This is a genomic window from Rhizobium sp. R635, from assembly GCF_002211285.1.
Classification (GTDB): domain Bacteria; phylum Pseudomonadota; class Alphaproteobacteria; order Rhizobiales; family Rhizobiaceae; genus Rhizobium.
Genome location: NZ_LOKX01000008.1, coordinates 108,419 through 135,418 on the forward strand (window position 1 = coordinate 108,419; position 27,000 = coordinate 135,418).

Annotated in this window: 27 protein-coding genes and 1 pseudogene; 10 read left to right on the plus strand and 18 right to left on the minus strand. The window is 61.3% G+C overall.

Annotation, left to right across the window (positions count from 1 at the left end):
• Window positions 1-8 precede the first annotated feature (8 nt).
• From ATY78_RS08755 to ATY78_RS08775, 5 genes are all read left to right on the plus strand, one after another.
• Window positions 9-269 carry a type II toxin-antitoxin system prevent-host-death family antitoxin gene (locus ATY78_RS08755; protein WP_088681956.1) on the plus strand — a complete coding sequence of 87 codons (261 nt, stop codon included), beginning with the start codon at window positions 9-11 and terminating at the stop codon, window positions 267-269.
• A 2-nt stretch (window positions 270-271) separates the two neighbouring features.
• Window positions 272-658 (plus strand): type II toxin-antitoxin system VapC family toxin, encoded by a 387-nt coding sequence (locus ATY78_RS08760; protein WP_088681957.1) that lies wholly within the window; start codon window positions 272-274, stop codon window positions 656-658.
• Between the two features lie 179 nt (window positions 659-837).
• Window positions 838-1,743 (plus strand): glycosyltransferase family 8 protein, encoded by a 906-nt coding sequence (locus tag ATY78_RS08765; protein ID WP_088681958.1) that lies wholly within the window; start codon window positions 838-840, stop codon window positions 1,741-1,743.
• A 47-nt stretch (window positions 1,744-1,790) separates the two neighbouring features.
• Window positions 1,791-2,660 carry a 3-deoxy-manno-octulosonate cytidylyltransferase gene (locus tag ATY78_RS08770; protein ID WP_088681959.1) on the plus strand — a complete coding sequence of 290 codons (870 nt, stop codon included), beginning with the start codon at window positions 1,791-1,793 and terminating at the stop codon, window positions 2,658-2,660.
• A gap of 85 nt (window positions 2,661-2,745) precedes the next feature.
• Window positions 2,746-3,435, plus strand: coding sequence for a glycosyltransferase (locus ATY78_RS08775; protein WP_088681960.1), 690 nt, complete (start codon window positions 2,746-2,748; stop codon window positions 3,433-3,435).
• Window positions 3,436-3,475: 40 nt separating this feature from the next.
• On the opposite strand, the gene ATY78_RS08780 is transcribed toward ATY78_RS08775, so the two are convergent.
• Window positions 3,476-4,573: a calcium:proton antiporter gene (locus ATY78_RS08780; protein ID WP_088681961.1), complete on the minus strand. Its 1,098-nt coding sequence runs from the start codon at window positions 4,571-4,573 to the stop codon at window positions 3,476-3,478.
• 231 nt (window positions 4,574-4,804) lie between these two features.
• On the opposite strand from ATY78_RS08780, the gene ATY78_RS08785 reads away from it, so the two are divergent.
• Window positions 4,805-5,098 (plus strand): DUF2188 domain-containing protein, encoded by a 294-nt coding sequence (locus ATY78_RS08785; RefSeq protein ID WP_088681962.1) that lies wholly within the window; start codon window positions 4,805-4,807, stop codon window positions 5,096-5,098.
• On the opposite strand, the gene ATY78_RS08790 is transcribed toward ATY78_RS08785, so the two are convergent.
• Together ATY78_RS08790 and ATY78_RS08795 are read right to left on the minus strand one after the other, a co-directional pair.
• Window positions 5,095-5,604, minus strand: coding sequence for a GrpB family protein (locus tag ATY78_RS08790; protein WP_088681963.1), 510 nt, complete (start codon window positions 5,602-5,604; stop codon window positions 5,095-5,097). The genes ATY78_RS08785 and ATY78_RS08790 overlap by 4 nt on opposite strands.
• A gap of 58 nt (window positions 5,605-5,662) precedes the next feature.
• Window positions 5,663-6,565, minus strand: a complete 903-nt coding sequence (locus tag ATY78_RS08795) for a LysR family transcriptional regulator (RefSeq protein WP_088681964.1) — start codon at window positions 6,563-6,565, stop codon at window positions 5,663-5,665.
• A gap of 94 nt (window positions 6,566-6,659) precedes the next feature.
• Here ATY78_RS08795 and ATY78_RS08800 point away from each other — a divergent pair, with 94 nt between their 5' ends.
• Window positions 6,660-7,682, plus strand: coding sequence for an NAD-dependent epimerase/dehydratase family protein (locus tag ATY78_RS08800; protein WP_088681984.1), 1,023 nt, complete (start codon window positions 6,660-6,662; stop codon window positions 7,680-7,682).
• Between the two features lie 44 nt (window positions 7,683-7,726).
• Here ATY78_RS08800 and ATY78_RS08805 read toward each other — a convergent pair whose 3' ends face one another.
• From ATY78_RS08805 to ATY78_RS08835, 7 genes are all read right to left on the minus strand, one after another.
• Window positions 7,727-9,388: a dihydroxyacetone kinase subunit DhaK gene (locus tag ATY78_RS08805; RefSeq protein ID WP_088681965.1), complete on the minus strand. Its 1,662-nt coding sequence runs from the start codon at window positions 9,386-9,388 to the stop codon at window positions 7,727-7,729.
• An 11-nt stretch (window positions 9,389-9,399) separates the two neighbouring features.
• On the minus strand, window positions 9,400-10,395 hold the full coding sequence (locus ATY78_RS08810; protein ID WP_088681966.1) for an ABC transporter ATP-binding protein: 996 nt from the start codon (window positions 10,393-10,395) through the stop codon (window positions 9,400-9,402).
• The gene (locus tag ATY78_RS08815) at window positions 10,388-11,485 is read right to left on the minus strand and encodes an ABC transporter ATP-binding protein (protein ID WP_088681967.1); all 1,098 of its coding nucleotides are present in this window, start codon (window positions 11,483-11,485) and stop codon (window positions 10,388-10,390) included. Before ATY78_RS08815 ends, ATY78_RS08810 begins: the two co-directional genes overlap by 8 nt.
• A 3-nt stretch (window positions 11,486-11,488) precedes the next feature.
• Window positions 11,489-11,677: a hypothetical protein gene (locus ATY78_RS08820; RefSeq protein WP_028752282.1), complete on the minus strand. Its 189-nt coding sequence runs from the start codon at window positions 11,675-11,677 to the stop codon at window positions 11,489-11,491.
• Window positions 11,674-12,615: a carbohydrate ABC transporter permease gene (locus ATY78_RS08825; RefSeq protein WP_088681968.1), complete on the minus strand. Its 942-nt coding sequence runs from the start codon at window positions 12,613-12,615 to the stop codon at window positions 11,674-11,676. The genes ATY78_RS08820 and ATY78_RS08825 overlap by 4 nt, the downstream gene beginning before the upstream one ends.
• Window positions 12,612-13,559, minus strand: a complete 948-nt coding sequence (locus tag ATY78_RS08830; protein ID WP_088681969.1) for a sugar ABC transporter permease — start codon at window positions 13,557-13,559, stop codon at window positions 12,612-12,614. The genes ATY78_RS08825 and ATY78_RS08830 overlap by 4 nt, the downstream gene beginning before the upstream one ends.
• 101 nt (window positions 13,560-13,660) lie before the next feature.
• Window positions 13,661-14,995 (minus strand): extracellular solute-binding protein, encoded by a 1,335-nt coding sequence (locus ATY78_RS08835; RefSeq protein ID WP_088681970.1) that lies wholly within the window; start codon window positions 14,993-14,995, stop codon window positions 13,661-13,663.
• A gap of 264 nt (window positions 14,996-15,259) precedes the next feature.
• Here ATY78_RS08835 and ATY78_RS08840 point away from each other — a divergent pair, with 264 nt between their 5' ends.
• Window positions 15,260-16,282 carry a LacI family DNA-binding transcriptional regulator gene (locus tag ATY78_RS08840; RefSeq protein ID WP_088681971.1) on the plus strand — a complete coding sequence of 341 codons (1,023 nt, stop codon included), beginning with the start codon at window positions 15,260-15,262 and terminating at the stop codon, window positions 16,280-16,282.
• Between the two features lie 63 nt (window positions 16,283-16,345).
• Here the strand turns inward: ATY78_RS08840 and ATY78_RS08845 are convergent, their stop codons facing one another.
• From ATY78_RS08845 to trxB, 5 genes are all read right to left on the minus strand, one after another.
• On the minus strand, window positions 16,346-17,146 hold the full coding sequence (locus tag ATY78_RS08845; RefSeq protein ID WP_088681972.1) for an aminoglycoside phosphotransferase family protein: 801 nt from the start codon (window positions 17,144-17,146) through the stop codon (window positions 16,346-16,348).
• Between the two features lie 72 nt (window positions 17,147-17,218).
• Window positions 17,219-18,343: an alkene reductase gene (locus tag ATY78_RS08850; RefSeq protein ID WP_088681973.1), complete on the minus strand. Its 1,125-nt coding sequence runs from the start codon at window positions 18,341-18,343 to the stop codon at window positions 17,219-17,221.
• 131 nt (window positions 18,344-18,474) lie between these two features.
• A complete protein-coding gene (locus ATY78_RS08855) occupies window positions 18,475-18,768 on the minus strand; it encodes a metalloregulator ArsR/SmtB family transcription factor (RefSeq protein ID WP_088681974.1) in 294 nt (97 codons plus the stop codon).
• 552 nt (window positions 18,769-19,320) lie between these two features.
• Complete coding sequence (locus ATY78_RS08860; protein WP_004671024.1) at window positions 19,321-20,217, minus strand: LysR family transcriptional regulator VtlR; 897 nt, start codon at window positions 20,215-20,217, stop codon at window positions 19,321-19,323.
• Window positions 20,218-20,239: 22 nt separating this feature from the next.
• The gene (gene trxB / locus ATY78_RS08865; protein WP_088681975.1) at window positions 20,240-21,214 is read right to left on the minus strand and encodes a thioredoxin-disulfide reductase; all 975 of its coding nucleotides are present in this window, start codon (window positions 21,212-21,214) and stop codon (window positions 20,240-20,242) included.
• A gap of 231 nt (window positions 21,215-21,445) precedes the next feature.
• Here trxB and ATY78_RS08870 point away from each other — a divergent pair, with 231 nt between their 5' ends.
• Window positions 21,446-21,913 carry an Lrp/AsnC family transcriptional regulator gene (locus tag ATY78_RS08870; protein WP_088681985.1) on the plus strand — a complete coding sequence of 156 codons (468 nt, stop codon included), beginning with the start codon at window positions 21,446-21,448 and terminating at the stop codon, window positions 21,911-21,913.
• Between the two features lie 6 nt (window positions 21,914-21,919).
• Here the strand turns inward: ATY78_RS08870 and ATY78_RS08875 are convergent, their stop codons facing one another.
• Both ATY78_RS08875 and ATY78_RS08880 read right to left on the minus strand, forming a co-directional pair.
• Window positions 21,920-23,266, minus strand: a complete 1,347-nt coding sequence (locus ATY78_RS08875) for a sigma-54 dependent transcriptional regulator (RefSeq protein WP_088681976.1) — start codon at window positions 23,264-23,266, stop codon at window positions 21,920-21,922.
• A 4-nt stretch (window positions 23,267-23,270) separates the two neighbouring features.
• On the minus strand, window positions 23,271-25,145 hold the full coding sequence (locus tag ATY78_RS08880; protein ID WP_088681977.1) for a sensor histidine kinase: 1,875 nt from the start codon (window positions 25,143-25,145) through the stop codon (window positions 23,271-23,273).
• Window positions 25,146-25,369: 224 nt separating this feature from the next.
• On the opposite strand from ATY78_RS08880, the gene ATY78_RS08885 reads away from it, so the two are divergent.
• The gene (locus ATY78_RS08885) at window positions 25,370-26,704 is read left to right on the plus strand and encodes a dicarboxylate/amino acid:cation symporter (RefSeq protein WP_088681978.1); all 1,335 of its coding nucleotides are present in this window, start codon (window positions 25,370-25,372) and stop codon (window positions 26,702-26,704) included.
• A 126-nt stretch (window positions 26,705-26,830) separates the two neighbouring features.
• Here the strand turns inward: ATY78_RS08885 and ATY78_RS28160 are convergent.
• A pseudogene (locus tag ATY78_RS28160) lies at window positions 26,831-27,000 on the minus strand (IS4 family transposase); the annotation flags it as partial.

Genomic DNA, 27,000 nt, shown 5'->3' on the forward strand with positions numbered 1-27,000 from the left:
TTGATCTCATGAAGACCGTTTCGATCCGCGATGCGAAGAACCGCCTGACCGAGCTTGCCCGCGAGGTCGAGGCAGGGGAAACCGTTGTCGTGACGAGGAACGGCCGGCCGGTATTCGACCTCGTGCCGCATCGGAAGCGTGGCGGTTTGGATCTGGAGGCCGGTGAGGCCTATCTTCGCTCCAGGGGTATTACGAGGACGGAGATGTATATCGCCGACGACTTCGACGACCCCTTGCCGGAGGATTTCCTGCTGAAGCCGCTGCCGTGACCATGCGCGTGCTGCTTGATACGCACATGGTCATTGCCATTGCCCAACGAAAGCTGACGGAACGGTTTCCGCGTGTCGAGCAACTGCTTTCTGATGATGCGACCAGCGGTTTCGTCAGTGTCGCCAGTCTCTGGGAAATTGCCATCAAGATGAGGCTTGGTAAATTGCAGCCGGGCTTGCCCCTGGAGGCCATCCCCGCCTATCTCAGGGAGACGGGGCTCACGATTTTGCCCGTCGACGTCCCTCACGTCATCACTGCCGCCGACCCCGAGCCGGAGACGCGCGATCCCTTTGATCGGCTGCTGCTGGCGCAGTGCAAGGTCGAAGGCTTGCAGCTTGCCACGGTCGACCGGCTGCTCATCGATCATCCGCTGGCGCTGCGACTATAGCTCACATCCCGATTCAACGCGTTGCCGCATTGAATCCGCTTCGCCTCGCAAGTCGTTGAATTCCGATTCAAAACGTGAGGGCGAGTGCCGCTGGGAAGGGTGGTCAGCGGTTGCGGGCGGACGCCAAACCAACTAGATATCCGGCATCAAGTTCAATTGCCGCTTCGGGGGGCCGGATTTTGCAGCAGAGTGCCGTCATCGTATGTTCTGACGTTAACATGCTGCCGGCCGCCTGCTGCACCCTGCTTTCCGTCAAGCGCAATCTTACGAATGCCGGTGTCGAGTTCCTGCTTCTCGGCATCGACCTCAAGCCGAACGAGGTCGCCGAGGTCGATCATTTTGGGCGGCTTCACGGTATGGCGATCAGGGTGCTGCCCTATAAGACGCCCGATAGCGGCCTCCAGGCGCGGGGCCGCTGGTCCGCCGCCACGCTGGCGCGGCTCTATATGGATCGGGATATACCCGACAATATCGAGCGCCTGCTTTATCTCGATGCCGACGTGCTGGCGGTTGCGCCCGTCGACGAGCTCTTCACCCTTGATTTTCAGGGCAAGGCGCTTGCCGCCGTCGACGACTATGTCATGGCCTTTCCCGAGAAATCTGGCGCGCGGCAGCGCAAGATCGGCATGGGCGAGGGCGGCCGCTACTTCAATGCCGGCGTGCTGCTGTTCGATTGGTCGGTCTGCCGGGCGAAGGGGCTTTTCGCCAGGACCCGGGACATCTTCGAGGAGCGGTCGCATCTGTTCGAGAACAACGACCAGGATGCGCTGAACGTCACGTTCGACCGCGACTGGCTGGTGCTCGATCCGCGCTGGAATACGCAGACGGGCCTGCTGCCCTTCATCGACGGGCCGGCCATCTTCCATTTCACCGGCCGCAAGAAGCCGTGGCAGGCGACCGTTCCCTGGGTACACCGGCGGATGGCCAAACGTTATGCCGAGGATCTCCGCGACACGCCTTGGGCCTCCTTCTGCAGGCAGCCGTCGATGACGGGCCGGGTGGCGGGCTTCCTCTCGCATGTGGGAAAGCAGATCGGCGGGCTGACGCGGCTTGCACGGATGCGCGCCTATTTCAGCAACAGCTAGTGAGGCGGGCCGAGCGCATCGTCCTTGGAAAGTGCATGTGAGGCGATATGGAAGCAATTCCCAGCGATAACAAGGCTATAACCGCTTCGGACGGCCGCTTCGATTTCCTGACGCCGGAAGCGTGGAAGGCGCTGTTGTCGGGCTATTCCCACATCGTACTGGTAGCAAACAGCGAGGCGGTCGATCTCGAACGGCTGCGGAGCGAATTGCCGGAGACGGCGCTCTACGTCTTCTTCAACAAGGTCTACAAGGTGCTCGACGAACCCTTCGTCGGCCATTGCATTCTTGTTGCCCGCAGCGACGTGATGGGCGCCCATATCGTCCACCGGCGCGAGGCGGCGGATGTCTTGCGCTTCTTTGGCGGCGATGATTTCCTCGGCGTCGTCAACATCCGGGTCTCCGTCGAGGAAAATCTCAGTGAGAAGAGCTGCTTCGAAGGCGCCAAGGCCCGTCACCTCGATCTGACGCAAATGCTCGCCGATCTCTATCCGATCGGCAAGATCGCGACGAGCGGCTTTGCGGTAGCTTTGTGGCTTGCCGATTTGCAATTGCCGGGCAAGATCCTGCTTGCCGGCTTTTCGGCGAAGCGGAGCGAGAAGTGGAAGGTGTTCGACGTGCACGATTGGACGTTCGAGCAGATTTTCCTGCGTCTTTTTGCGCGTATGGGTTCGATCTCGATGATGGGCGGGGTCGATGCCAGCCCCTATTCGGCACTCGCCAAACGGTTTCCTGAGGTGCCGCCGATCGAGATCGCGATGACGGCGGCAGAGGTCTTGTCGGAGCGGCTCGACAATACGAACAGCCAGATCGACAGGCTGATGTCCGTCACCAAATTCATCCGCGCCGTCGATAATTTCTTTCGGCGGTTCAAACCGAAAACCCGCAAGCAGCGTTTTCTCGAAAAGTCGAAGGGATGACTGTCGCAGGCCGTTGCCAACAGACGTGGGTGGCCAAGAAAGCTGTTTCCGATACCAATCAATATACTGGCGATCAAGGTGGACAATGGAGCAACAGAACGTGCGAATTTTCGTGGGATTCGATTCCAGGGAAGTGGTCGCCTACCACGTTCTTGTGCAGAGCATCATCGAGAAGTCGTCGATCCCGATCGAGTTCTCACCCATTGCGCTTTCCAATCTTGGCGGGATTTTCACCCGCCAGCGCAACGCGCTGCAATCCACGGAGTTCTCCTTCTCGCGTTTCCTGACGCCCTATCTCAGCGGTTACGAGGGGTGGAGCATCTTCATGGATTGCGACATGCTGATGCGTGCCGATATCGCCGAGCTTTGGGCATTGCGCGACGACCGTTACGCCGTCATGTGCGTCAAACACGATTACCAGCCGAAGATCGACACCAAGTTCCTCGGCCAGACACAGACCAAGTACGAAAAGAAGAACTGGTCGAGCTTCATCCTCTTCAACAATGAGGAATGTCGCGCGCTGACGCCCGACTACGTCAATACCGCGACCGGGCTGCAACTGCATCAGTTCAAATGGCTGGAGAATGAAGACCTCATCGGCGAATTGCCGGTGACGTGGAATTACCTCGTCAATGAATACGATTACCGCGAAGACGCCAAGAACGTCCATTTCACCGATGGCGGGCCGTATTTCGAGGAATACAAGAACGACGATTACGCCGAGGAATGGTTCGCAGCCCGCGAACGCCTGCTCTTCGCGCAGCAGCCCGCCTAAACAGCTTGTTCTTTCCGTTTCTCCGCGGGGAAGGGAGCGCTCAGAGCCCCAGCGCCGTCAGCATGACGAAAGTGGCGAAAAGGATGAAATGCGTCATGCCCTCGATGGCGTTGGTCTCGCCGTCGTTGAGGTTGATTGCGGCGGCAATCAAGGTGATCGTCACCATTACCGTCTGCACCGGGGTCATCGCCATGATGAGGGGCTGGCCGGTATAGAGCGCGATCGCCTCCATGACGGGCACCGTCAGGATGACGGTGGAAAGCGAGGCGCCCATGGCGATGTTGACGGTCGCCTGCATCCGGTTCTTGAGCGCCGCCCGCAAGGCGGTCAAGATCTCGGGCGCGGCCGAAATCGCCGCGACGACGACGGCCGTCACCGCGATCGGCGCGCCGCTGTCGCGCAGGCCCTCGGTCATGAAGGCCGACATGAACTCGGCCAGCAGGCCGATGATGACGACGCCGGCGAGAATGGTGGCGATCGAGACAGCGGCTGACTCATTGGCTGCGTGTTCGCCGTGGCCTTCCGTCTTCCGCTCGGAGCGCGGATAGCTGTAGCTGAAGAAATAGCTGTGCTGGCCGACCTGCATGCGCAGGAAGAGGCCGTAGAGAGCGATCATCGCGACGATGGTGAAAACAGAATAATAGTGCCACTTATCGCTCGGCACGAATTCCGGTACGACCATCGAAATGCCCATGGCGGTGAGGATCATCACGCCGTAGGTCTTGCCCGAATTGTCGTTGTAGGGCTGCTCTCCGTGCTTGAGGCCGCCGAGGAGGGCTGCAAGGCCTAGGATGCCGTTGATATCGAGCATCAGGGCCGAATAGATCGTATCGCGCACGAGCGTCGGAGAACTCTCGCCGCTCATCATGATGGCGAGAATCATGGCTTCGACGGCGACGGCCGAAAGTGTCAGGATCATCGTGCCGTAGGGATCGCCGACTTTCACGGCCAGCAGTTCGGCATGATGGGCCACGCGGATCGAGGCGAGTACGATGGTGGCGACCAAGGCGGCGGCGGCGATGAGCGCCAAGCCGCGCCCCATCTCGATAACCGTGTGTTCCAGAAGATAGGCGATCACCGCGACGACGAGCGCGGTGACCAGAAACTTCTCCTCTTTGAGGCGTGACGCGATGCCCAAGTCTCAACTCCCGTTCCGATTCACGCCTTTTAACTAAGTCACTGATTTCGGATGGGAAGCGCACAGTGGCGCTCTGCTATTTGCAGTCTTCCGCGTTTAATGGAATACTGAACGCCATCGGGGCCGGAAAGCAGATCGCGGCGTCCTCGAATTCTCGTCACGCGGCCGCGATGATCCGGACCCAGTCCGGAAATGTGCGAATGCGCAACAAGAAGATGAGGAGACGGATGCATGATCAAGGTGGTCTATGAAGTCGTGCCGCATGACGGCGGCTGGGCCTACAGGCTGGGAGGCGTCTACTCCGAGGCATTCCCGAGCCATGCCGAGGCGCTCGAAGCTGCGCGCATCGTCGCGGCCGAACAGCAGGTCGGCGGCGATTCCGCCGAGATCAGCTGGCAGGACGAAAACGGCAAATGGCATGAGGAATATGCCGAGGGCGGCGATCGGCCGGAAACCGAGGTGGTCGACGGCTTATGGCAGGAGCGTGCGGCCGGAGCCTCGCACAGCGCTGGACGTCAATCCTAGCTTCTCAATGCCCGTGTGACGATCGTGTCGACGAATTCGCGTTTCTCAGCGGTATAGCGATCGCCGTCCATTCTGAATTCGGCCGCCAGCCTGTGTTTGAGCGCGGCATAATCGGCCGCCGCCTCCGGATGCGCGATGAGATAATCCCGGAAAGCCAGCCTGTTTCGATGCGTGCCGTTGCCGGCCGGGCAGAGGTAGACTCGTTCCGCCGGCACCCTATCTCTCGACAGGAACGCCCAAACCTCGTCATCGTAGCGGTTGCCGCGCGGCTCGTAGTTTTCCGAGAGGAGCACCTGCGTCGCAGGCTCGATATGCTCGAGACCGGGAAGAACGATGTCGATATCGACGAGCGGCTTGGCGGTCATTCCTGGTATGGCGGTGCTGCCGACGTGATCGATGGAGAGCGCCTGCGGCAGCAAGGCGAGCAGCCTGCCGCGGATGCGCTGGAAAGCCTCCGGCCATTCCCTGTCATAGCTCACGAGTTCAACCGGCTTGTGCATCGTCATCTCCCTGCGATGCGAGATTGCCCATGATTCTCGCTGAAAATCGATCTCGTTTTTCTGCTTACGTGCCGGTGGAATAACGATGGTACGCCCGGAGGCCCTTGACCAGCGCGTCAAACGTGGCGCGGCAGCGCGGCGAGGTCTTCAGGCTCTCATGCATGACCACCCATGTACCGAGCGGAATCTCGAACGCATCGGGCAGGACATGCACGAGGTCGGGATTTTCCCGTGCCAGTCCGATCTGGCAGAGACCGATGCCGACGCCGGCGCGGATTGCGGAGAGTTGAGCGAGATTGCTGTCGGTCCTGTAGGAGAATTTGATGCCTTCAGGCGCCGGATAGCGTTTCATCACCATCCGGACATAGGCCGTCTGCCGGTCGAAGCCGATGAGCCGGTGGTTGGCGAGGTCCGCCATGGTTTGCGGAATGCCGTGCCGTTCGAGATAGCGGCGGTGGGCGTGGAAGCCGATCGCGATGTCGCCGATGCGGCGCACGACGAGCGCATCCTGCTGCGGTTCGGCCATGCGCACGGCGATATCGGCCTCGCGGTTCACCAAATCCTCGATCATATCCGATGCCGAGAGCTCGATTTGGAGTTCCGGATAGGTTTCCTGCAGCGGGCCGAGAATGCCCGGCAGGATCTCGACGGCGACGACTTCACTAGCGCTGACCCTGACCGTTCCCGCCACCCTCTCGCGCTCGCCGGATGCGGTGCGTAAAAGCGCGGCGGCGGTTGCCGCCAGCGTTTCTGCATAGGGTTTCAGCGCGTGGGCGGCGTCGGTCGGCACGAGGCCGTTCGGCGACCGGATGAAAAGCTCGGCGCCGATCGCCTGTTCCAGAGCGTCGACGTGGCGGCCGATCGTCGGCTGGGTCAGCCCCAATTCGCGCGCGGCGGCCGAAAGCGACCCTTGCTGGAGCACGGTCAGGAAACTGCGGTAGAAATCCCAGCTTGGTTCGATCATCATATATTTTTGTATAGCTGATGCAATTATTTCGTCAATTTCGTTTATCTGAAGTCAGGGGCATAGTCATCTCATGCAATCGAAGGAGATGATTGTGATGAATGGAGAGATGAAGACGACGGCACTGGTGCTCGGTGCGACGGGCGGTATCGGCGGCGCGGTCGCGCGCAAGCTTCTGGTGCGCGGCTGGCGCATCCGGGCGCTCAACCGTGATGCCGCCAAGGCATCACGGAACGAGCCGGCATTCGAATGGGTGCAGGGCGACGCGATGAATGCCGGCGACGTGCTGAGGGCTGCCGAAGGTGTCGGCCTGATCGTCCACGCCGTCAATCCGCCCGGCTATCGCGACTGGGAAAGGCTGGTCCTGCCGATGCTCGACAATACGATCGCCGCTGCTCGTGTCGTCGGTGCGCGCATCGCACTGCCGGGCAACGTCTATAATTTCGGTCCCGATGCCCTGCCGGCGCCGACTGAGGAAAGCCCGCAGCATCCGGTGACCAGGAAGGGAGCAATCCGCGTCGAGATGGAGAAGCGGCTGAAGGCTGCATCGCAATTCGGCATCGGCGCCATTATCGTCCGGGCCGGTGATTTCTTCGGTCCGGGCGCAACGGCCAATAGCTGGTTCTCATCGGGCTTGGTGACGCCGGGCGAGCCGGTCGGCACGATCAAGAATCCGGGACGGCGCGGCGTCGGCCATCAGTGGACCTACCTGCCCGACATGGCGGAAACCATCGCCCAGCTCATCGAGCGGGCCGATCGGCTGCCGCCCTTTGCCGTCTATCATATGGATGGCTTCTGGGATGCGGATGGCATGCAGATGGCGGAAGCGATCAAGCGCGTTTCCGGCGGCAAGGCGAAGATCGGCGGCTTCCCGTGGTGGATCGTACCGCTTGCTGCGCCCTTTATGCCCATCATGCGGGAGATCAAGGAGATGCGCTATCTCTGGAAGGTGCCGCTCAGGATGAGCAACGCCAAGCTTGTGGCCGAACTCGGCAAGGAGCCGCGCACACCGATCGATGAGGCGGTGAGAGCCTCACTCGTGGCGCTCGGCTGCCTGCCCGAAGCGCATCGCGATGCGGCGGCCGCTTTCATTGCGCAGTCGCCGGTTTCTCCTCGTTAAGGTTAGTAGCGCTTCATATCGATCGCCGAGATCATTATCGACATTCAGCCCGTGACGCGCCTGCCGGTCTCTCCCGCTTCATCGCGGCGGAGAGCCAGGTATTCGAAGAGCCGCGCGACAGCTTCCGCACCGGGATCGGTATGGCCTTCGAGTTGCTTGGCGTTGATGTAGGCAGCGCGTCCGGCTTTTGCGTGAACGAGCGTGGCGGTGAGGTCCGCGCCGGCGCGCGCCGCTTCTGCAGCCGCGGCAAAGCCTACGTCGAGGGCGTCGAGCGCCGGCGAGAGAGCATCGACCATCGTCCGATCGCCCAGACGCGCGCCGCCGATCTCCTGCATTCGGGAGAGGCCCGCCTTCAGGGCTTCGCGAATGCTGAGCCCGCTCGATGCGCCATCTCCGGCTGCGGCAAAGAAGATCGCGAGAAGCACACCCGAGGAGCCGCCCATGGTCTGGCTGAGTTCCTGCCCCATGGCCCGGAAAAGCTGGGTGTGGTCGGAGAGGGGGAGGCGATCGAGCGCCTCGATGAGTGCGCGGGCGGCACCGGCCAAGGTCGAACCGGTATCGCCGTCGCCTGACTTCGCGTCGAGTGCATTCAAATCCTTCTCGGCGCCTATGAGAAGCGTGCAGCAATCCGTCAGGAACTGGCGGGTGGGTTCGTGTCTTGATGCAAGCGGGGCGATCGGCGTCAGCCCGTCCGGCAGCGAAAGCACGGCAACGGGTTTGACGGCGGTCACGCCCGGCCATGCCGCAAGTTCAACGGGCTTGGAAAGAAGTTCCAGTTCCGCCTTGCCGGCCGGGAAGGCCGAGATCGAAAATCCCTGCATGTCGAGCGATGTCATCATCGGCGCCGGTCCGACGATGTGCGAAATCCTGCCCGCGATGGCGGATTGGAGGAGTTCGTGAACGACGACCGACATTTCCAGGACGGACGTGCCGCCGAGGTTGTTCACGAGGACGACGTGCGATCGATCGTCCATCGACGGCGCAAGACGCTCGACCATCGCGGCGACCGCGCCCTTCGCACCTGAATATTCGACCTGTTCGGCACCGGCTTCACCGTGAATGCCGAGCCCGAGCTCGGCGTGACCGTCCGGAATTCGGCTTTCCTTCGGTGAGCCCGGCACCGTGCACGTATCGAGCGACATGCCGATCGAGCTGGTGTTTTCGATCACCCGGCGCGCGGCTTTGGTCACCGCCTCGAGATCGGCGCCGCTCTCGGCGAGCGCACCCGCGATCTTGTGAACGAACAGGGTTCCTGCCACGCCGCGGGACTGCGGAAGATCCGGCAATGCGATGTCATCGTCCACGATGACCATGCTGACGTTCAGGCCAAAGGCGCGTGCGCGTTCGGCGGCGAGACCGAAATTAAGGCGGTCGCCGGTATAGTTCTTGACGATCAGCAGGCAGCCGGCCGGTCCGGTGACGGCCAGGATGCCGGCGAGGATCGCGTCCACGCTCGGGGAGGCAAAGACGTCGCCGCAGACGGCGGCGGTCAGCATTCCCTTGCCGACGAAACCGGCATGCGCCGGCTCGTGGCCCGAGCCGCCGCCGGAGACGATCGCCACCTTGCTCCTGTCCCAATCCGAACGGACGACGACGCGGATATGCGGATATCCGTCGAGGCGGCTGAGCGCGCCGCCGGATGCGGCCAGAAGGCCGTCGATTGCTTCGGTGACCGCGTTTTCCTTACTGTTGAGGAACTGTGACATTCTCGCCTCCCTTAAACTAAGCGCATGCCGGCCGCGTCGAAATAGAGCGGCTTGTTCGGCTGGATCTTGATGGTTTCTCCGCCCTTGAGCTCGGTGTGAGCATCGGTGACGGTGATCAGATTATGTGTCTTGAATGTGATATGCAGCCGCGTCTGATCGCCGAGATGTTCGACGCGTTTAACCGTCGCATCCTGACCGTCGCCCTGATTGATATGCTCCGGCCGCAGGCCGATCGATTTGGCCTTCGCCGGCGCGCCTGGGAAGAGCTCCGCGGGAACGACATTGATGCGGGGCTGCCCGAGACGCGTCGCGGCATAGATGCTGACCGGATGTTCATAGATCTCACGCGGCGAGCCGAACTGGACGAGCTTGCCCTCATGGAGAACGCCGACATGAGTTGCCATCGTCATCGCCTCCACCTGGTCGTGGGTGACATAGAGCAGCGTCGCGCCGGATTTGGCCTGGATGTTCTTGAGCTCGATCCGCAGATCGGCGCGAAGCTTGGCGTCGAGTGAGCTCAGCGGCTCATCCATCAGATAGATCTGAGGGGTCCTGACCAGTGCGCGCCCGATGGACACACGCTGCATTTCCCCGCCCGACAGCGCGGTCGCCTTGTTGTCGAGCTTGTGAGAGATCTGGAGGATTTCCGCGATCGCGTTCACCTTCTCGTCGATCACGTGCTGCGGCGTCTTCAGCAGCGGCGACTTCAGGGGAAATTCCAGATTCTCACGCACCGACAGATGCGGATAGAGCGAATATTGCTGGAAGACCATCGCAACGTTGCGCTGCGCGGGCGTCAGGCCGCGCATGGACTGTCCGCCGATCATGACTTCGCCGATATCGGGGTTATCGAGACCCGACACCATGCGCAACGTCGTCGTCTTGCCCGCACCCGTCGGTCCGAGAAGGACCACGAACGAGCCGTCTGGGACGATCATCGAGACGTCGTCGAGCGCCTTGTGGCCGGCGAAGGATTTCGTGATGTTTTTCAGGATGACCTCAGCCACGGCGCAACACTCCTTCGTTGGCCTCGGAAACAAGCGCGTTTCCGGTCGCAGAGTCAAAGATCGTCAGGTTCCTGGAATCGAAATCCAGACCGATCAGTTCCTCGACACGTGCGGATTGATTGGATGGCGTTCGGGCCTTGATCTCGCCGTGGGCGGTACCGATCGTGACGATCTGCGTCGTACCGAGATATTCGACGGCAATGACCCGCCCGCGATAGGCTGAATCGTCCCTGAACCTGATATGTTCGGGTCTTACGCCCAAGGCGAGTTTGCCGAAGCGTTCGTCCCGAGAGACGGGAACTTTCACCACGTTTCCGGAGAGGCTGACCTGGTCGCCGCCGGCTTTGATCGAGCCTTCGAATTCGAGAAAATTCATTGGCGGCGAGCCGATGAACTTTGCGACGAACTTCGTCGCCGGCCAGTCGTAGATCTGCTGGGGCTTGCCGAACTGCTCCACGACCCCATGGTTCATCACCACGATCTTGTCGCCCATCTGCATGGCTTCCATCTGGTCATGGGTCACATAGACGGTGGTGGCGCCCATGCGGTCATGCAGCGCCCGCAATTCTTCCGCCATATGTTCGCGGAACTCGGCGTCGAGAGCGCCGAGCGGCTCGTCCATGAGGAAGGCCTTCGGATTGCGCACGATGGCGCGACCGAGCGCGACGCGCTGCCGGTCGCCGCCGGAGAGGCCGCCGACCGGTTTATCGAGGATGTTCTCGATCTTAAGGATTTTCGCGACTTCCGCGACACGCTCCCGGACTTCGGTCTTTCTCATGCCCTGGCTCACCAAGGGATAGGAAATGTTCTTGCGGACGTTCATGTGAGGATAGAGGGCGAACATCTGGAAGACGAAGGCGATGTCGCGCTCGCTCGCCCGCTTCATGCCCACCTCTTCGCCCCCGATGTAGATTTCGCCGCTGGTCGGAAGCTCCAAGCCGGCCATCATCCGCAAGGTCGTCGTCTTGCCGCATCCGGACGGGCCGAGAAGCATGAAGAACTCGCCGTCCTCGACGGTGAAGGTGGACGATTTCACCGCGTTGAACGCCCCGAAATCCTTGCGCACATTCTGAATTCTGATCTGTGCCATGGTTCACTCCGGGAAATGGCTGACGATGATGAACATCACTGTGCCCACCAGCGTTACGAGGAAAGAATAGGAGTAGAGCGACAGCGACAAGGGCTGCATCAGCATGACGACGCCGAGCGCGATCAGGACCGATGCCAGCATTTCCCATGCGTCGCGGCGCAGGCGGAACAGGCGATTGAGAAAGGTCGTCATTTGCGAACCGCTCCGAAGGTAATGCCGCGCAGGAGATGTTTGCGAAGCAGGATCGTGAAGACCATGACCGGCACCAGGAAGATGGTGGCGCCGGCAGCGACCGCCGGCCAATCCTGACCGCTGACGCCGATGATGGTCGGGATGAACGGCGGCGCCGTCTGGGCATTGCCCGACGTGAGCAGCACAGCGAAGGCGTATTCGTTCCATGCGAAGATCAGGCAGAAGATCGCCGTCGACGCGATGCCGGTGACGGCCTGGGGCAACACGACCTTGTAGAAGGCCTGGAAGCGCGTGTAGCCGTCGATCAGCGCCGCCTCTTCGTATTCGATCGGAATTTCGTCGATGAAGCCCTTGAGCAGCCAGACCGAGAGGGACAGGTTGACGGCGGTGTAGAGCAGGATCATGCCGGCATGCGTATCGCTGAGACCGAGCGACCGGAACATCAGGAAGATCGGGATCGCGACCGCGATCGGCGGCATCATGCGCGTCGAAAGAATGAAGAAGAGAAGATCGTCCTTCAACGGCACTTTGAACCGCGAGAAGGCATAGGCGGCGACCGTGCCGAGCGTGATGCACAGGACGGTCGAGCCAAATCCGATGATGACCGAATTGGTGAACCGCTCGGCAAAGCGCGAAGCACCGGTAATGACGACGCCCTCTTTGCGGACAAGTTTATCATACCAGGTCGTCGGTTCGCCGAGCGCCTTGAGTTGATCCTCGGGCACGCGGGTCCGGGTCGTGAAGAGGTTGACATATCCCTCGACCGTCGGCTCGAACACCATCTTAGGCGGATAGGCGATCGCGTCCTCAGGCGATTTGAAGCCGGTCCCGATGATCCACAGCAGCGGAAGAAGGGTGACGACGGCGTAGAAGACAACCAGAATGCCGGCAAACCACTTCTGACGCCCGGACGGCTCGGTTACGGAATAGCTGCTCATCTCTGTTTCACCTTGTTCAGAGCTTTGACGTAGATCGACGCAAGGCCGAAGACGGTGACGAAAAGAATGACGGCATAGGCGGATGCGTAGCCGGTTCGCCATTGCTCGAAAGCGGCGCGCTTCAGGTTGATGGAGGTGAGTTCGGTGATCGATCCGGGACCGCCGCCGGTCAGCTGGACGACGAGGTCGAACATCTTGAAATTCTCGATGCCGCGGAAGAGCACGGCCAGCATCAGGAACGGCAGCACCATCGGGATGGTAATGGTCCAGAACTGACGCCATTTACTGGCGCGGTCGCATTCGGCCGCCTCATAGATGCTGTTGGGAATGGAGCGCAGTCCCGCAAGGCAGATCAGCATGACGAAGGGTGTCCACATCCAGGTGTCGACGATGACGATGGCCCATGGCGCCAGCGACGTGCTGGCGATCATCGAGAAGCTGGAAGGGTCGTTCCCCGTGAGGAAGCCGACCACGTAGTTGAACAGGCCGATTTGCGGCTGGTAGAGGAAGGTCCAGAAGTTGCCGACGACAGCCGGGCTCAGCATCATCGGAAGCACGATGATCGTCGTCCAAAGATCGTTGCCGCGGAACTTCTTGTTGATCAGATAGGCGAGCGAAAAGCCGATCAGCACCTGCAGGACGATCGTCCAGATCAGGAAGTGGGCCGTCGCCTGCATGCTCTGCCAGATATCGCTGTCCGTCAGGATGTTGATGTAGTTCCTCAAGCCGACGAACTCGATCGGCGCGTTGGGTCGGTTCACCCGGTAGTTCGTGAAGCTGAGCCTTATCGTCCAGATCAATGGAAAGATGTTGATGGCGAGCAGCAACACGATCGATGGTGCCACGAACAGCCAGGCTAGGGCGCGATCGGATAAGCCCCGGACGCGGGCCGCGATTGCCGGCGGAGTCGCGCTGGCGACCCGCTCGATCGGTGAGTGGAGCATGTTCGTCTCCTTGGCATGAAAATAGTGATATGCGGGGCCGGCTCGATCCACATGGCCGGCCCCGCGCGACGCTCACTGCTCGGAGGAGGCAGGCATAAGCGTCAGTATTTTCCGTCGTCCTCGAAGATGTCCTGCCAATCCTTTACGAGACCATCGAGAGCATCTTTTGCCGTACCCTGGTTTGCGACCACATAATCGTGGAAACGCTTCTGCGAGGCCTGGAGGAGAGAGGCGTAGGAAGGCTCGGCCCAGAAGTCCTTCACGATCGCCATCGAATCGAGGAACGGCTTGGCGTAGGGCTGGCTGGAAGCGAAGCTCGGATCTTCCACGACCGCCCGCAATGCGGAATAGCCGCCGAGCTTCCACCACTTCTGCTGGATTTCAGGCTGCCCGAACCACCTGATATAGTCGAGCGCCTCGTCCTGCTTGTCGGAGGCAGCCACGACGGAAATGCCCTGGCCGCCGAGCTGGGCGAACTGTACGCCCTTCGGGCCGGCCGGATTCGGGAAATAGCCCGACTTGTCGCCACCGACATTGGCGTCGGCGTTGATCCCCGGCCAGGTGAAGGTAAAGTTCATCTGCAGTGCGACCTGGCCCGACTTGTAGGCGTCGACGTCCTGGGTCATATAGGCGTCCGAGTGGCCGGGCGGCGTGCAGCACTCGTAGAGCTTCTTGTATTGTTCAAGCCCTGCAACCGCATCCGCAGAGTTTACGAAACCTTCGAGTTCATAGGGCTTCTGCGGATTCTGATATTCGAACCCATAGCTGTAAAGCGCATTCATGGCGCCCATGGTGATGCCTTCGGAGCCACGCTCCGTATAGATCGCCGCGCCGTAGACCTTCTTGCCGTCGATCTCACGCCCCTGGAAGAACTCAGCGATGTCGGTCAGCTCGTCCCAGTTCTTCGGAACAGCAAGATCCCGGCCGTATTTCTTCTTGAATTCGGCCTGCAGCTCGGGGCGTGAGAACCAGTCCTTGCGGTAGGTCCACCCGACCACGTCGCCGAAGGCCGGCAATGCCCAGTAGTTCGGCGAGTTCTTCGGCCACTCGGCATAGCCGACCACGGTCGCTGGGATGAAATCCTCCATCTTGATTCCTTCCTTGTCGAAGAAATCGTTGAGCTTGACGTACTGGCCGTTCTCGGCCGCGCCGCCGATCCATTGGCTGTCGCCGATCAGAAGGTCGCAGAGCTTTCCGCCGGAATTCAGCTCATTGAGCATGCGGTCGGCGAAGTTCGGCCAAGGCACGAATTCGTAATGCATCTTGTTGCCGCTCTTGGCTTCGAAATCCTTGCTGAGCTCAACAAGCGCGTTGGCAGGATCCCATGCCGCCCAGCAGAGCGTCAGGTCCGCGGCCTGGGCATGCGAAGCCGTTCCTGCGGACACGGCAATATAAACTCCGGCAGCCAGCGCCGGGTTCGTCAAAAAAGACTTCATGAATAGATCCTCCCGTTGAGCCTCCCGACCTCCATCGAGAGGGGCAAGTGAAAAACTGTTGCGGCGAGGGCGCATATGCAGGGCGCGCCGCGACCTGAGTTTTGTCGACTGTCCTTCCGGCCAGGCCGTAAAGGCCGCCGTAGATAATTCATAACTGAGGTGCGCACCTCAGTGCAAGCAAATTTTGAGGTGCGCACTTCAATTCTTGCATTTTTCGCGTTTTTGAGGGAAACGTGGATCGTCCAAATCGCATCAGGAGCCCTTATGCGGCCAACAGCAAAAGACCTTGCGGAAGCCGCCGGCGTCAGCCTCGCGACCGTCGATCGCGTCTTGAACGATCGCCCGAACGTGAGCAGAAAGGCGGTTCGCAGCGTCCATGAAGCCATTGAACGGATTGGTTTTATCCGCAACCCGGCAGCCGTGAGCCTGGCGCGCAACAAGAGCTATCGCTTCAGATTCGTCCTGCCGAAGTCAGGCGATCTTTATCTTCGCGAGCTTTTGCGGCGGGTGGCGGAGTTGGGGCAAGCCCTCAAGGGCGATCTTACCGATATCGATTATGTTCAAATTCCCACCGACGACGCGCATGGGGTGGCGAAGTATCTTGCCGGGATAGGCGAGGAAGAGCTCGACGGAGTGGCTCTGATGGCGCCGGAATCGCCGCAGGTGCGCGATGCCGTGGCGCGGCTGCTCGAACGAAACATCAAGGTCGTGCAGTTTCTGTCCGGCCAGGAAAAGCTTCCCGCGGCCGATTTCGTCGGCGTGGACAATTTCGCGGCCGGGGCGACTGCCGGAAAGCTGATCGGCACATTTGCCTGCCGGGCGCCGGGCAAGGTGATGGTGGTCGCCGAGACGATGCAATCGCTTGACAGCATTCAGCGCCGGCACGGTTTCGATACTATAATTAATGAACGATTCCCGTTTCTTAGGTCTCTTCCTTCGATAGAGACGCATGCCGACGAGCGGCGTGCCAACGAGATCATCGGGCGCGTGCTCGAAAACAACAAGGATATCATTGCCGTTTATGTCCTAAGTTCGGAGGCGCGCATTCCGCTTTCGGCAATCGCTGGGAAAGTCGACCTCGTCAACCTCGCGGTGGTTGTCCATGAGCGTACGCCGTTCAGTGAGGAAGCCTTGCGCGACGACCGGATCGACGCCGTCATCGCACAGGACCCTGGTCATGCGGTGCGAAGCGCAATCCGCATCATGCGGGCTCGCTCGGACGCCCGGGAGCCGCTGGCCGAACAGGAGAGGATAAGGATCGAGGTCCTTCTCAAGGAAAATCTTTAAGGGAATCAGGCGGCGGCCCAAAGTCAATTGAGGTGCGAACCTCATCGTGCTTTTGCTGCTGCTTCAGGTCTGAAGCTCTGACAGTGCGATCCGCGCGACCGTCAAGGCCGTCTCGGCCTGCTCGATATTGGGGTCGCCAAGGAACCATGCGGCGGAGAGGCCGGAATAGGCGGCGATCCATTGCAGCAGCCGCTTCGGCTCCAGCCCCGCCTCCGCAGAGACGATGGCGAGCTGGCGGCGGAAGCGGGCGGGGTCGGTAATCGTCGGCAGTTCCTCGTTGGCGAAGATATTGGCGAAATCGAAGCCGCGCTCGCCGTGGAGCCGTTTCGGATCGATCGCCAGCCAGCCGCGTGCCTCGAAGTCGAGGATGTTCTGGTGATGGATGTCGCCATGGAGGACGGAGAGATCGCGCGGATCGGCAAGGAGGGCGTTGGCGATCGCCGAGCAATCGGCAAGCGTGCCGCCATGTTTGGCGGCGGCCGGTTCAAGATCGCGGAACCAGCGGGTGAGGGGAATAGGATCGGGGAGCGGTCTTTCGCGCGGCGCATGCAGCCGCGCGGCGGTGCGGCAGAGAATGCGGCTCGCCTCGTCGTCTTCTCCGTCCATCGCCATGGCTAGCAGCGAGCGTTTCCCGGTTGCCCTTTCCAGCAATACGGCGTCGCCTTCGTGGGCATAGACATGAGCCGCGCCGTCGCCGCCCCACCATTGCATCAGCAGCGCGCCGTATCGTTCGTCGATATCGGTCGCGACTTTCAGCATGGCGGGCCTCTCCCGCCAGAGGACCGGCAGCAGGCGGCTCGAATGGGTGATGATGGGCTCGCCGTCCGATAGGAGCGACCAGCGATCGAGGTAGGGAGCAAACATGCACCCTATATAGGGATATCAAATGCGGAAATCCCGCCTTTCAGCGGGATTTCTTGTCACGGAGCAGAAACGTCAGGCGACCTTTTCGAGGGTGGGATAGTCGAGGTAGCCCCTGGCGGAGCCGCCGTAGAAGGTCGACTGGTCGGGTGTGTTGAGCGGCAGGTTCTTTGCCAGCCGTTCGACGAGATCGGGATTGGCGATGAAGGGCTTGCCGAAGGCGACGAGATCGGCGCGGCCGCTTTCGGCGGCGTCGATCGCGAGATCGTGGTCATAGCCGTTGTTGACCATCCAGCTCGCCTTGCCGTCGGCCTTTTCATAGGCCTGGCGCAGCGCCTTGTAATCGAAGGAGGGGTTGTCGCCCTGCTTGTAGTCGCGCTCGCCGCCGGTCTGGCCTTCGATGACGTGGATATAGGCGAGGCCGTATCTGGCCAGCCCCTCGACGACATGGGTGAAGGTCGCCTGCGGATTGGAATCATAGCTGTCACCTGACGGCGTCACCGGCGAGATGCGGATCGCGGTGCGGCCTGCGCCGACTTCCCTAACGACGGCATCGACGACTTCGAAGGTCAGGCGGGTGCGGTTCTCGATCGAGCCGCCATATTGGTCGGTGCGGTCGTTGACGCCGTCGCGGATGAACTGATCGAGCAGATAACCATTGGCGCCATGGATCTCGACACCGTCGAAGCCGGCATCGATCGCGGCGCGGGCTGCCTTGCGGTAATCCTCGATGATACCGGGGATTTCGGAGGTTTCGAGCGCGCGGGGCTCGGAGGTATCGGCAAAGCTGCCGCTGCCGTCGGCATTGACCAGATAGGTCTTGGCCTTGGCCACGCGATTGGTCGAGGAGACCGGCTTGCCGCCGTCCGGCTGCAGCGTCGTGTGCGAGATGCGGCCGACATGCCACATCTGGACGACGATCCTGCCGCCGGCGGCGTGGACCGCATCGGTCACGCGCTTCCAGCCGTCGAGCGCTTCCTTGCTGTAGAGTCCGGGCACGTCGGCATAACCCTGGCCCTGATGGGTGATCGCGGTCGCTTCGGTGATGATCAGGCCCGCCGTGGCGCGCTGGCGGTAATATTCGACGTTGAGGTCGTTGGGGATCGCGCCCGGCGAACGGTTGCGGGTGAGCGGCGCCATGACGATGCGGTTCTTGACGGAGATATCGCCGACCTTGGTGGGTTCGAAAAGCTTAGGCATGATGGTCCTTTCTTTTGCGGGATGATCACTCTGCGGGGGCGAGGGCTGCCCGGCCCTGGCGGAGAGAGGTGAACGCCGCCGCGCCGAGGCCGATCAGGGCCTTTGGGGCGGGGCGAGAAGGGCGAGGGCTTTTAAAGATCCTGTGTCAGTTGCTTGAGGAAAGCAGCGATCGTTTCTTCGTTGCGCTTGTAGAATATCCACTGGCCGACGCGTTTCGTGGTGACGAGGCCGGCGCGCTGCAGGGTTCCGAGATGGGCCGAGACGGTGGACTGCGACAGGCCGCAGCGCTCGAACTGGCTGGCGCAGACGCCCATCTCGAAGGGGTGCTCCTGCGTGGGGAAATGCTTCTCGGGATTTTTCAGCCAGTTCAGAATGTCCATCCGGGTGGGATGGGCGAGCGCCTTCATGATCTCGTCTTTGTCCATCGTCGTTTACCGAACTATAAATCGTGTTTGATCGATATGTGGATCGTCGGATGACGATATGCAAATCACGGAGACGTGAGGCGGCAGCTTTTGTCGATTGAGCAAATTTTGGGCAAAAAAAGAGGGCCACCGGAAAACCAGGGCCCTTTGAATTGTGAAGGTCAAAAACCTCCAGAGGGGAACAGCTAATGCGGTGGTACTGGGAGAGAAACCACGAAATGCATCAGCTGGATTGGATATGGTGCTTCCTTAGGCAGGTTTCAATGCTTTTTTGTGCATGCCTGCTATGCGCCGCACAATTTTTTTGCGGTGCGGCATTTCCCGTCGAGCCAAGGCAAAAAAAGAGGGCCGCTGGAAAACCAGGGCCCTTATAAGTGTGAAGGTCAAAAACCTCCAGAGGGGAACAGCTAATGCGGTGGAACTGGGAGGAAAAGCCACCATATGCATCAGCTATGTGCGATATGGTGGTTTAATGGGCAAACGGCAACCCACATTTGTGCATGCCAGTCATGCGCTCGCTGCATAGTATGGAAAACATTCCATAAAACTGGCTCAAAAGTTCCAGTTTCTCGCCTTGCTGACGATGAAATCACGGAAAGCTTTCAGCTTGGCAGCATTCTTGATCTCATCCGGATAGCAGAAATAGGTATCGAAGGAGGGGACGTCGGCATTGATTGCCAGCTGGATCAGGCCGGGGTCGCGGCCGACGATGTAATCCGGCAGGCAGGCGACGCCGATTCCGAGCAGGCAGGCGCGCTTGATCGAAGTCTGGCTGTTGATCTGCAGATGCGGGATGCGCTTGTTGTCGGACGAGCGGCCGGCGACCTCGAGCCAGTTGACGTCGAGCAGATAGCTCGGCGCCGGCTCGCCGAAGGTGATGATGCGGTGATTGTCGAGATCCTCGATCTTCTGCGGCTCGCCATGGCGATTGATGTAAGAGGGGGCCGCATAGACGTGCATGTGCACGGTGAAGAGCTTGCGCTGGATGAGGTCGGACTGCTGCGGCTGGCGCAGGCGGATCGCGCAGTCGGCATGGCGCATGTTCACATCCACTTCCTCGTTGTCGAGGATGAGCTGGATCTGCACATCGGGATAAAGCTGCAAGAATTCCTGGATTTTGTCGGTCAGCCAGCCTTGGCCGAGGCCGACGGTGGTGGTGACGCGCAGCTTGCCGGACGGCGTTTCGGTCGTCTCGGTCAGCTGCATCTTCACGGTTTCGAGCTTCAGCAGCACGTCATGGGCGGTGCGGTAAAGCAGTTCGCCCTGTTCCGTCAGGATCAGGCCGCGCGCATGGCGGTGAAACAGCTTGGTACCGACATCCTGCTCCAGCGCGCTGACCTGGCGGCTGATGGCGGATTGGGACAGATGCAATTTGTCCGCCGCATGCGTGAACGAACCCGCTTCGGCAGCTGCGTGAAAGATACGCAGCTTGTCCCAATCCAATGGCATTCCCCCACCCCTCATGCCGATCTTACTCCGCAGCCACGGCGACGGGCATGTGGCCCGTCAGGTATCGCTCGGCTTCGAGTGCCGCCATGCACCCCATGCCGGCAGCGGTGATCGCCTGGCGGAACGTATCGTCCGTCACGTCGCCGGCGGCATAGACCCCTTCCAGGCTGGTCGCGGTCGAATCCGGCGCGGTCCAGAGATAGCCATTGTCCTTCAGCTTCAGCTTGCCCTTGAAAAGCTCGGTCGCCGGGGCATGGCCGATCGCGACGAAGACGCCGTCGACCGTCATTTCGGTAATGGCGCCGGTGCGCACATCCCGTAGGCGCGCGCCAGTTACGGATTGCGGCATCGGTGGCTTGGCCGGCGTGCCGGTGATTTCGGCCACTTCGGAGTTCCACAGAACCTTGACGTTTTCCTTGGCGAAGAGGCGTTCCTGCAGGATCTTTTCGGCACGGAACGAGTCGCGGCGGTGTACAAGCGTGACCGACTTGGCGATGTTGGAGAGATAGAGCGCCTCTTCGACGGCGCTGTTGCCGCCGCCGACCACGATCACATCCTTGTTGCGATAGAAGAAGCCGTCGCAGGTGGCGCAGGCCGACACGCCGAAGCCCTGGAAATGCTGCTCGCTTTCGATGCCGAGCCACTTGGCCTTGGCGCCGGTGGCGATGATCAGCGTATCTGCGGTCCAGACCTGGCCGCTGTCGGTGCGGGCGACGAAAGGACGCTGGTTCATGTCGACTTCGGTCACGAGGTCGTTGACGATCTCGGCGCCGACATGTTTTGCCTGCTGCAACATCTGCTCCATCAGCCAGGGGCCCTGGATCGGATCGGCAAAGCCCGGATAATTCTCGACATCGGTGGTGATCATCAGCTGGCCGCCCTGTTCGAGGCCGGCGATCAGGACCGGCTTCAGCATGGCGCGCGCGGCATAGACCGCGGCCGTATAGCCGGCAGGTCCGGAACCGATGATGAGCACCTTCGTGTGGCGGGCAGGCATGTCATTTCCTTTCGACTGGCAGGAGGGCGGCGGCTAAAGAGCGATTGAGGCCGTTTCGCGGTCCATGCGCCATTTATGAACGACCAATGCTATTATTCAAGGGCAGCCTTGCATTACCAACAAGGCAAATCGCCCTGCTGTGCAAGAATCCGTCATCAGCGTGAAACTTTCTTGCGTATTCCGCCGCTTTATATAGAAGCTCGCCGCGGCGAATTAAAGAAAGGCAATGATGTGGGGCGCACGGAACTCGACGTCATCGACATAAAGATCCTCCGGGAGCTGCAGGCCGACGGCCGCATGACCAATGTGGAGCTGGCCGATCGCGTCGGCATCTCGGCGCCGCCCTGCCTGCGCCGGGTGCGCAAGCTCGAGGAAGCCGGCATCATCGAAGGCTATCACGCCATGCTGAACAGCCCGAAGCTCGGCTTCGATCTGGTCGCTTTCTGCATGGTCGGCCTCAAGCACCAGTCGGAAGGCAATCTCAAGTCGTTTGCCGCCGCCACCACCGAATGGCCGCTGGTGCGCCAGGCCTGGATGGTCTCGGGCGACAGCGATTTCCTGCTGCATTGCGTGGCGGAAAACCTCACCCACTTCCAGGATTTCGTCATCGAGATTCTGACGGCGAACGAACATGTCGATACCGTGCGCACCATGCTGACGATCCGGCAGGTGAAGAAGCTCGGACTGGTCGAAGTCTGACGCCGCTTACTTGCGCGCGGCGTAGCCGCCCCGGTTGATGCCGTGGCGCTGGAGCTTGTCGTAGAACGTCTTTCTCGGAATGCCGAGCGCCTCGATGGTGCCGCGCACGTCGCCGTCATTGGCCGCGAGCGCCTCGCGGATGATCTCCGCCTCGTAGCGTTCCAGCCGTTCGGGCAGCGTGCCGCCCGCCGGCTGCGGGGGAACGGGTGCCGCTCCGCCGCCTTCCACGCCCAGCACCACGCGTTCGGCATAGTGGGAAAGTTCGCGGACATTGCCCGGCCAGGCATGGGTGGCGAGATGCCGGCGGACATTCTCCGAAATCTGTGGGACATCGCGGCGGAAGCGTTCGGCCGCACGGGCGGCGAAATGGGAAAACAGCAGCGGGATATCGTCGCGGCGCTCCCTCAGCGGCGGAATGGAAATGGTCACGACATTCAGCCGGTAATAGAGATCCTCGCGAAAATCGCCGCGCACCTCGGGATCGCCAAGATCGATCTTGGCGGCTGCGACGACGCGCAGATCGACCGGGCGCACCTCGTTGGTGCCGAGCGGGGTGATTTCACGCATCTCCAGCACCCTCAGCATCTTGACCTGCGTGGCGAGGGGCATGCTCTCGATCTCGTCGAGGAAAAGCGTGCCGCCGCTTGCATGCTCGATGCGGCCGGTGCGGCGCTTCTGGGCGCCGGTAAAGGCGCCGGGCTCGTGGCCGAAGAGTTCGCTTTCGATGACGGTTTCGGGCAGCGCCCCGCAGTTCAGCGCCACGAAATTGCCTTTCCGGCGGTGGCTCCACTGATGCAGGATCTGGGCGACGACTTCCTTGCCGCTGCCCGTTTCACCGGCGACGAGCACGTCGACATCGGTATCGGCGATGTGGCGAAGGATCTTCCGCAGGTTTTCCATGACCGGCGTCTGGCCGATCAGCGGCGAATTCTCTTGCGCATCCTCGGCCGCCTTGCGCAGCATGCGGTTTTCCAGCACGAGCCGGCGCTTCTCGCTGGCGCGGCGCACGCTCTGGACGAGCCGATCGGCCGGAAAGGGTTTGGCGATGAAATCATAGGCGCCGTCCTGAATGGCCCGGACGGCCATCGGAATATCGCCGTGGCCGGTCATCAGGATCACCGGCAGGTCGGCATCCATGCCTTGCAGCGTGGCGAAGAGTTGCAGCCCGTCGATCTCGGGCATGCGGATATCGGTGACGACGGGGCCGGCAAAATCGGCGGGCAGGTCGGCGAGGGCGGCTTTCGCGCCCTCATAGGCCGACACGGAAAAGCCGGCGAGTTCGAGCGTCTGGGCTGTGGCGCGGCGCAGATCCTTGTCGTCGTCGATCAGCGCAACGGGCATCGGTGTGGCCATGACCTCAAGCCTTCTTCAGATGAACCATGAATCGGGTGCCGCTGCCGTCGCTGTCGACCTCCATCCGGCCGCCGTAATCCCCGACGATATCCTTGGAGATGACCAGCCCCAGGCCGAGACCGCTTTCCTTCGAGGTGTTGAACGGCGTGAACAGGCCTTTGCGGATCTCGGGCGAAATGCCGGGGCCGTTGTCGGCGACCGTCAACGTCACCATCTCCGCATCGATCGACGTCCTGATCTCGACGCGGCCCTGGTCAGCCTTCGGCGCCACCGCCTCCAGGGCGTTCTGAAGCAGGTTGATCAGCACCTGTTCGAGGCGGATCCTGCTGCCCATGACCTGCAGGCCGGCGGGCGGCAGATCGATATCGAGCGTATCCATGCGCCCGGCAAAGCGGCTGCGCAGCAGCATTACGGCACCCTCGATCACATCTCTCAAGCCGGTCGGTTCGGCGCTGCCGCGGCCTTTGCGGGCAAAACTCTTCAGCTCCTCGGTGATCGAGCCGATGCGCTCGGTCAGCGCGGCGATGTCCTGCAGATTTTCGCCGGCGGGTGCGGTCTGGCCGCGGTCGAGGAAGGTGCGGGCATTATCCGCATAGGCGCGGATGGTCGCCACCGGCTGGTTGATCTCATGGGCGACGCCGGCGGCGACCTGGCCGAGGATCGCCAACCGGTTGGCCTGCACCAGATCCTGCTGCACCGCCTGCAGCTTCTGCTCCGTATTCCTGTGGCCGATGATCTCGGCCTGCAGCCGGTCTCGCGCCTGGCTGAGATCCAGCGTCCGTTCGGCTACCCGCCGCTCCAGCTCCTCGCGCGCCTGCTGCTCCCTGAAAATCCGCAAGGTGACGGCCTGGCGGCGGCGCAACAGAAAGGCTCCGCCTGACAGCAGCGGCAAGAGTGTCAGCAATGCCAGCATGCGGGCCTCGCGAATGCCCGCATCGACGGCCGGTCCGAGCGCCACTAAATGCTGCAACAGCCACCGGGTCTCGGGAACCGGCGTGCCGACATCGAGAAACCTGGTCTTTCCGGCGCCGCCCGGCATGACGATCTCGACGACATCCAGCCTGTCGCCAAGGTTTCGGACGGTATCGAGCGGCAGCGGCTGAAGCGGTGCGTCGCCGAATTGCAGGCTTTCGCGGATCGCCGTCAGCCGATCCTCGGCAATCCGGCCGATCGTCATGAACCGCCACGAGGGAACGCTCGTTATGAGGACGATGCCGCGCTCGTCGACGACGTAGGAAGGGGCGTCGGTGGCGTTCCAATCCGCCTCGACGTCATCGAATTCCAGCTTGACGACGACGACGCCCAGGAGGCCGTTGCTGCCTGATATCCGCTCGGAGATATAGAGGCCGGGTTTCTTGCTGACGGTGCCGAGCGCGAAGTGCTCGGCCTGCCCATTCGCCACCGCACCCTGAAAATATTCACGGAAACGATAGTCATTGCCGACGAAGCTCGTCGGTTCGCGCCAGTTGCTGGCGGAAACCGCCATGCCGTCCTTGTCGATAACATAGATGACGGCGGCCTTCGTGCCCGACGCCAGCATTTCCAGCTTCTGGCTGAGCTGCTCGAACGTGCCGGCATCATTTTGCGTCAGCGCCGCGGCGAGCGCCGTGTCCTGCGAGAGCACGAAGGGAAGCGCCCGGTATTTTTCCAGCACAGTCCGCAGCAGCGCCGCATTCAGCCTGGCATCCGTGCGAGCCTGCTCTTCGAGGGCGGCCTCCGCCTGCTGCCGGCCGAGCTCGCCGCTTGCCCACAGGCTCGCGACGACGGCGACAAGTGCGATCGCCACATAGGTCCACCACATCCGGCGGATGCGGTGATGCAGCGGCAGGGAAGGCCACAGCTTTTGCGATACGGACAAGGACATGGCAGATTTGTGCATTTTTCTGCACGAGATGCAAATGAGTTTGTGCGGATTTCCGCATTTCTTCATGGGCGGTTGGCGGCCATGGATTTTTTTATTTCGCTAAATCAACAGCTTAATTCTCAATCCCCAAACTGGCACGGCGATTGCGAAAGAGATGGCAACAACGGCTGAGCTGTTGGAGTGAAGCGAACGGCTCGGGAGGCCGGAGTTCGTTCCGGACGAGCCTTTAGGAGGACATCATGATCGCAGCACCATTCGATGCAGTCGCAGACAGCAAGGGCAAGAAGCCCTTTTATTCCCATCTTTACGTTCAGGTTCTCGCCGCCATCGCCGCCGGCATCCTGCTCGGCCATTTCTATCCCGAACTCGGCGCGCAATTGAAGCCGCTCGGCGATGCCTTCATCAAGCTCGTCAAGATGATCATCGCGCCGGTCATCTTCCTGACGGTTGCGACCGGCATCGCCGGCATGAGCGACCTGAAGAAGGTCGGCCGCGTCGCCGGCAAGGCGATGCTCTACTTCCTGACCTTCTCGACGCTGGCGCTCGTCATCGGCATGGTCGTCGCCAATGTCGTCCAGCCCGGCGCCGGCATGAACATCGATCCGGCCTCGCTCGATCCCACCGCCGTCGCAAACTACGCCTCGAAGGCGCATGAGCAGAGCATCGTCGGCTTCCTCACCAACATCATCCCGACGACGATCGTCGGCGCCTTTGCCGATGGCGACATCCTGCAGGTGCTGTTCTTCTCGGTGCTGTTCGGCATCGCGCTCGCCATGGTCGGCGAAAAGGGCGAGCAGGTCGTCGGCTTCCTCAACGCGCTGACGGCTCCGATCTTCAAGCTCGTTGCCATCCTGATGAAGGCCGCCCCGATCGGCGCTTTCGGCGCCATGGCGTTCACCATCGGCAAGTACGGCATCGGCTCGATCGCCAACCTCGCCATGCTGATCGGCACCTTCTACATCACCTCGCTGCTCTTCGTTCTCGTCGTTCTCGGCGCCGTCGCCCGCTATAACGGCTTCTCGATCCTGGCGCTGCTGCGCTACATCAAGGAAGAGCTGCTCCTGGTTCTCGGCACCTCGTCTTCCGAGGCCGCACTGCCGGGACTGATGAACAAGATGGAAAAGGCCGGCTGCAAGCGCTCGGTCGTCGGCCTCGTCATCCCGACAGGTTATTCCTTCAATCTCGACGGCACCAACATCTACATGACACTGGCCGCGCTCTTCATCGCCCAGGCCACCGGCATCCAGCTCTCCTGGGGTGATCAGATCCTGCTGCTGCTCGTGGCGATGCTGAGCTCGAAGGGGGCAGCGGGCATCACCGGCGCCGGCTTCATCACGCTTGCCGCGACGCTCTCCGTCGTTCCCTCCGTGCCGGTCGCCGGCATGGCGCTCATCCTCGGCATCGACCGCTTCATGTCGGAATGCCGGGCGCTGACCAACCTCGTCGGCAATGCGGTCGCGACGATCGTCGTGGCACGCTGGGAAAAGGAGCTGGATACGGCGCAGCTCGCGAGAGCACTCGGCGGCCAGACCGAGGAAGATGCTCCGGCTGCCGGGCTTCAGCCGGCGGAATAACAAGGCCTGATTTTTGGCAATCTTGCAGCGGCCCGTTTTACAGCGGGCCGTTTGCTTGTCATAACTCTCGTTCTCTACTCGGCGTCATGCTCGGGCTTATGCCACTGGTGTCCGGTTTAAATTTGGTCACCATTGGAGGCTCATCTGTTGTGGATTGGCTGGTGGATTTCCGGCGGGTCGCAACAGGCGGTCGATCCTGCGTCGGTGCATGAGATTGGCGCGCACCAGGCGGGCGAAGGCGAGCGGGCTTGCGACGGTGGTCTGGTCTGCCTTGGCCATCTGCAGCAGCAGGTATG

What these genes read in the sequence shown, in the direction of transcription:
- ATY78_RS08860 (WP_004671024.1), bottom strand. Translation starts at nt 20,217, where the DNA reads ATGCCATTGGATTGGGACAAGCTGCGTATCTTTCACGCAGCTGCCGAA.
- ATY78_RS08800 (WP_088681984.1), top strand. Translation starts at nt 6,660, where the DNA reads ATGAATGGAGAGATGAAGACGACGGCACTGGTGCTCGGTGCGACGGGC.
- ATY78_RS08820 (WP_028752282.1), bottom strand. Translation starts at nt 11,677, where the DNA reads ATGACGACCTTTCTCAATCGCCTGTTCCGCCTGCGCCGCGACGCATGG.
- ATY78_RS08855 (WP_088681974.1), bottom strand. Translation starts at nt 18,768, where the DNA reads ATGGACAAAGACGAGATCATGAAGGCGCTCGCCCATCCCACCCGGATG.
- ATY78_RS08770 (WP_088681959.1), top strand. Translation starts at nt 1,791, where the DNA reads ATGGAAGCAATTCCCAGCGATAACAAGGCTATAACCGCTTCGGACGGC.
- ATY78_RS08875 (WP_088681976.1), bottom strand. Translation starts at nt 23,266, where the DNA reads ATGGCCACACCGATGCCCGTTGCGCTGATCGACGACGACAAGGATCTG.
- ATY78_RS08835 (WP_088681970.1), bottom strand. Translation starts at nt 14,995, where the DNA reads ATGAAGTCTTTTTTGACGAACCCGGCGCTGGCTGCCGGAGTTTATATT.
- ATY78_RS08840 (WP_088681971.1), top strand. Translation starts at nt 15,260, where the DNA reads ATGCGGCCAACAGCAAAAGACCTTGCGGAAGCCGCCGGCGTCAGCCTC.
- ATY78_RS08775 (WP_088681960.1), top strand. Translation starts at nt 2,746, where the DNA reads ATGGAGCAACAGAACGTGCGAATTTTCGTGGGATTCGATTCCAGGGAA.
- ATY78_RS08790 (WP_088681963.1), bottom strand. Translation starts at nt 5,604, where the DNA reads ATGACGATGCACAAGCCGGTTGAACTCGTGAGCTATGACAGGGAATGG.
- ATY78_RS08880 (WP_088681977.1), bottom strand. Translation starts at nt 25,145, where the DNA reads ATGCACAAATCTGCCATGTCCTTGTCCGTATCGCAAAAGCTGTGGCCT.
- ATY78_RS08760 (WP_088681957.1), top strand. Translation starts at nt 272, where the DNA reads ATGCGCGTGCTGCTTGATACGCACATGGTCATTGCCATTGCCCAACGA.
- ATY78_RS08795 (WP_088681964.1), bottom strand. Translation starts at nt 6,565, where the DNA reads ATGATGATCGAACCAAGCTGGGATTTCTACCGCAGTTTCCTGACCGTG.
- ATY78_RS08815 (WP_088681967.1), bottom strand. Translation starts at nt 11,485, where the DNA reads ATGGCACAGATCAGAATTCAGAATGTGCGCAAGGATTTCGGGGCGTTC.
- ATY78_RS08755 (WP_088681956.1), top strand. Translation starts at nt 9, where the DNA reads ATGAAGACCGTTTCGATCCGCGATGCGAAGAACCGCCTGACCGAGCTT.
- ATY78_RS08825 (WP_088681968.1), bottom strand. Translation starts at nt 12,615, where the DNA reads ATGAGCAGCTATTCCGTAACCGAGCCGTCCGGGCGTCAGAAGTGGTTT.
- ATY78_RS08785 (WP_088681962.1), top strand. Translation starts at nt 4,805, where the DNA reads ATGATCAAGGTGGTCTATGAAGTCGTGCCGCATGACGGCGGCTGGGCC.
- ATY78_RS08845 (WP_088681972.1), bottom strand. Translation starts at nt 17,146, where the DNA reads ATGTTTGCTCCCTACCTCGATCGCTGGTCGCTCCTATCGGACGGCGAG.
- ATY78_RS08885 (WP_088681978.1), top strand. Translation starts at nt 25,370, where the DNA reads ATGATCGCAGCACCATTCGATGCAGTCGCAGACAGCAAGGGCAAGAAG.
- ATY78_RS08850 (WP_088681973.1), bottom strand. Translation starts at nt 18,343, where the DNA reads ATGCCTAAGCTTTTCGAACCCACCAAGGTCGGCGATATCTCCGTCAAG.
- ATY78_RS08830 (WP_088681969.1), bottom strand. Translation starts at nt 13,559, where the DNA reads ATGCTCCACTCACCGATCGAGCGGGTCGCCAGCGCGACTCCGCCGGCA.
- ATY78_RS08805 (WP_088681965.1), bottom strand. Translation starts at nt 9,388, where the DNA reads ATGTCACAGTTCCTCAACAGTAAGGAAAACGCGGTCACCGAAGCAATC.
- trxB (WP_088681975.1), bottom strand. Translation starts at nt 21,214, where the DNA reads ATGCCTGCCCGCCACACGAAGGTGCTCATCATCGGTTCCGGACCTGCC.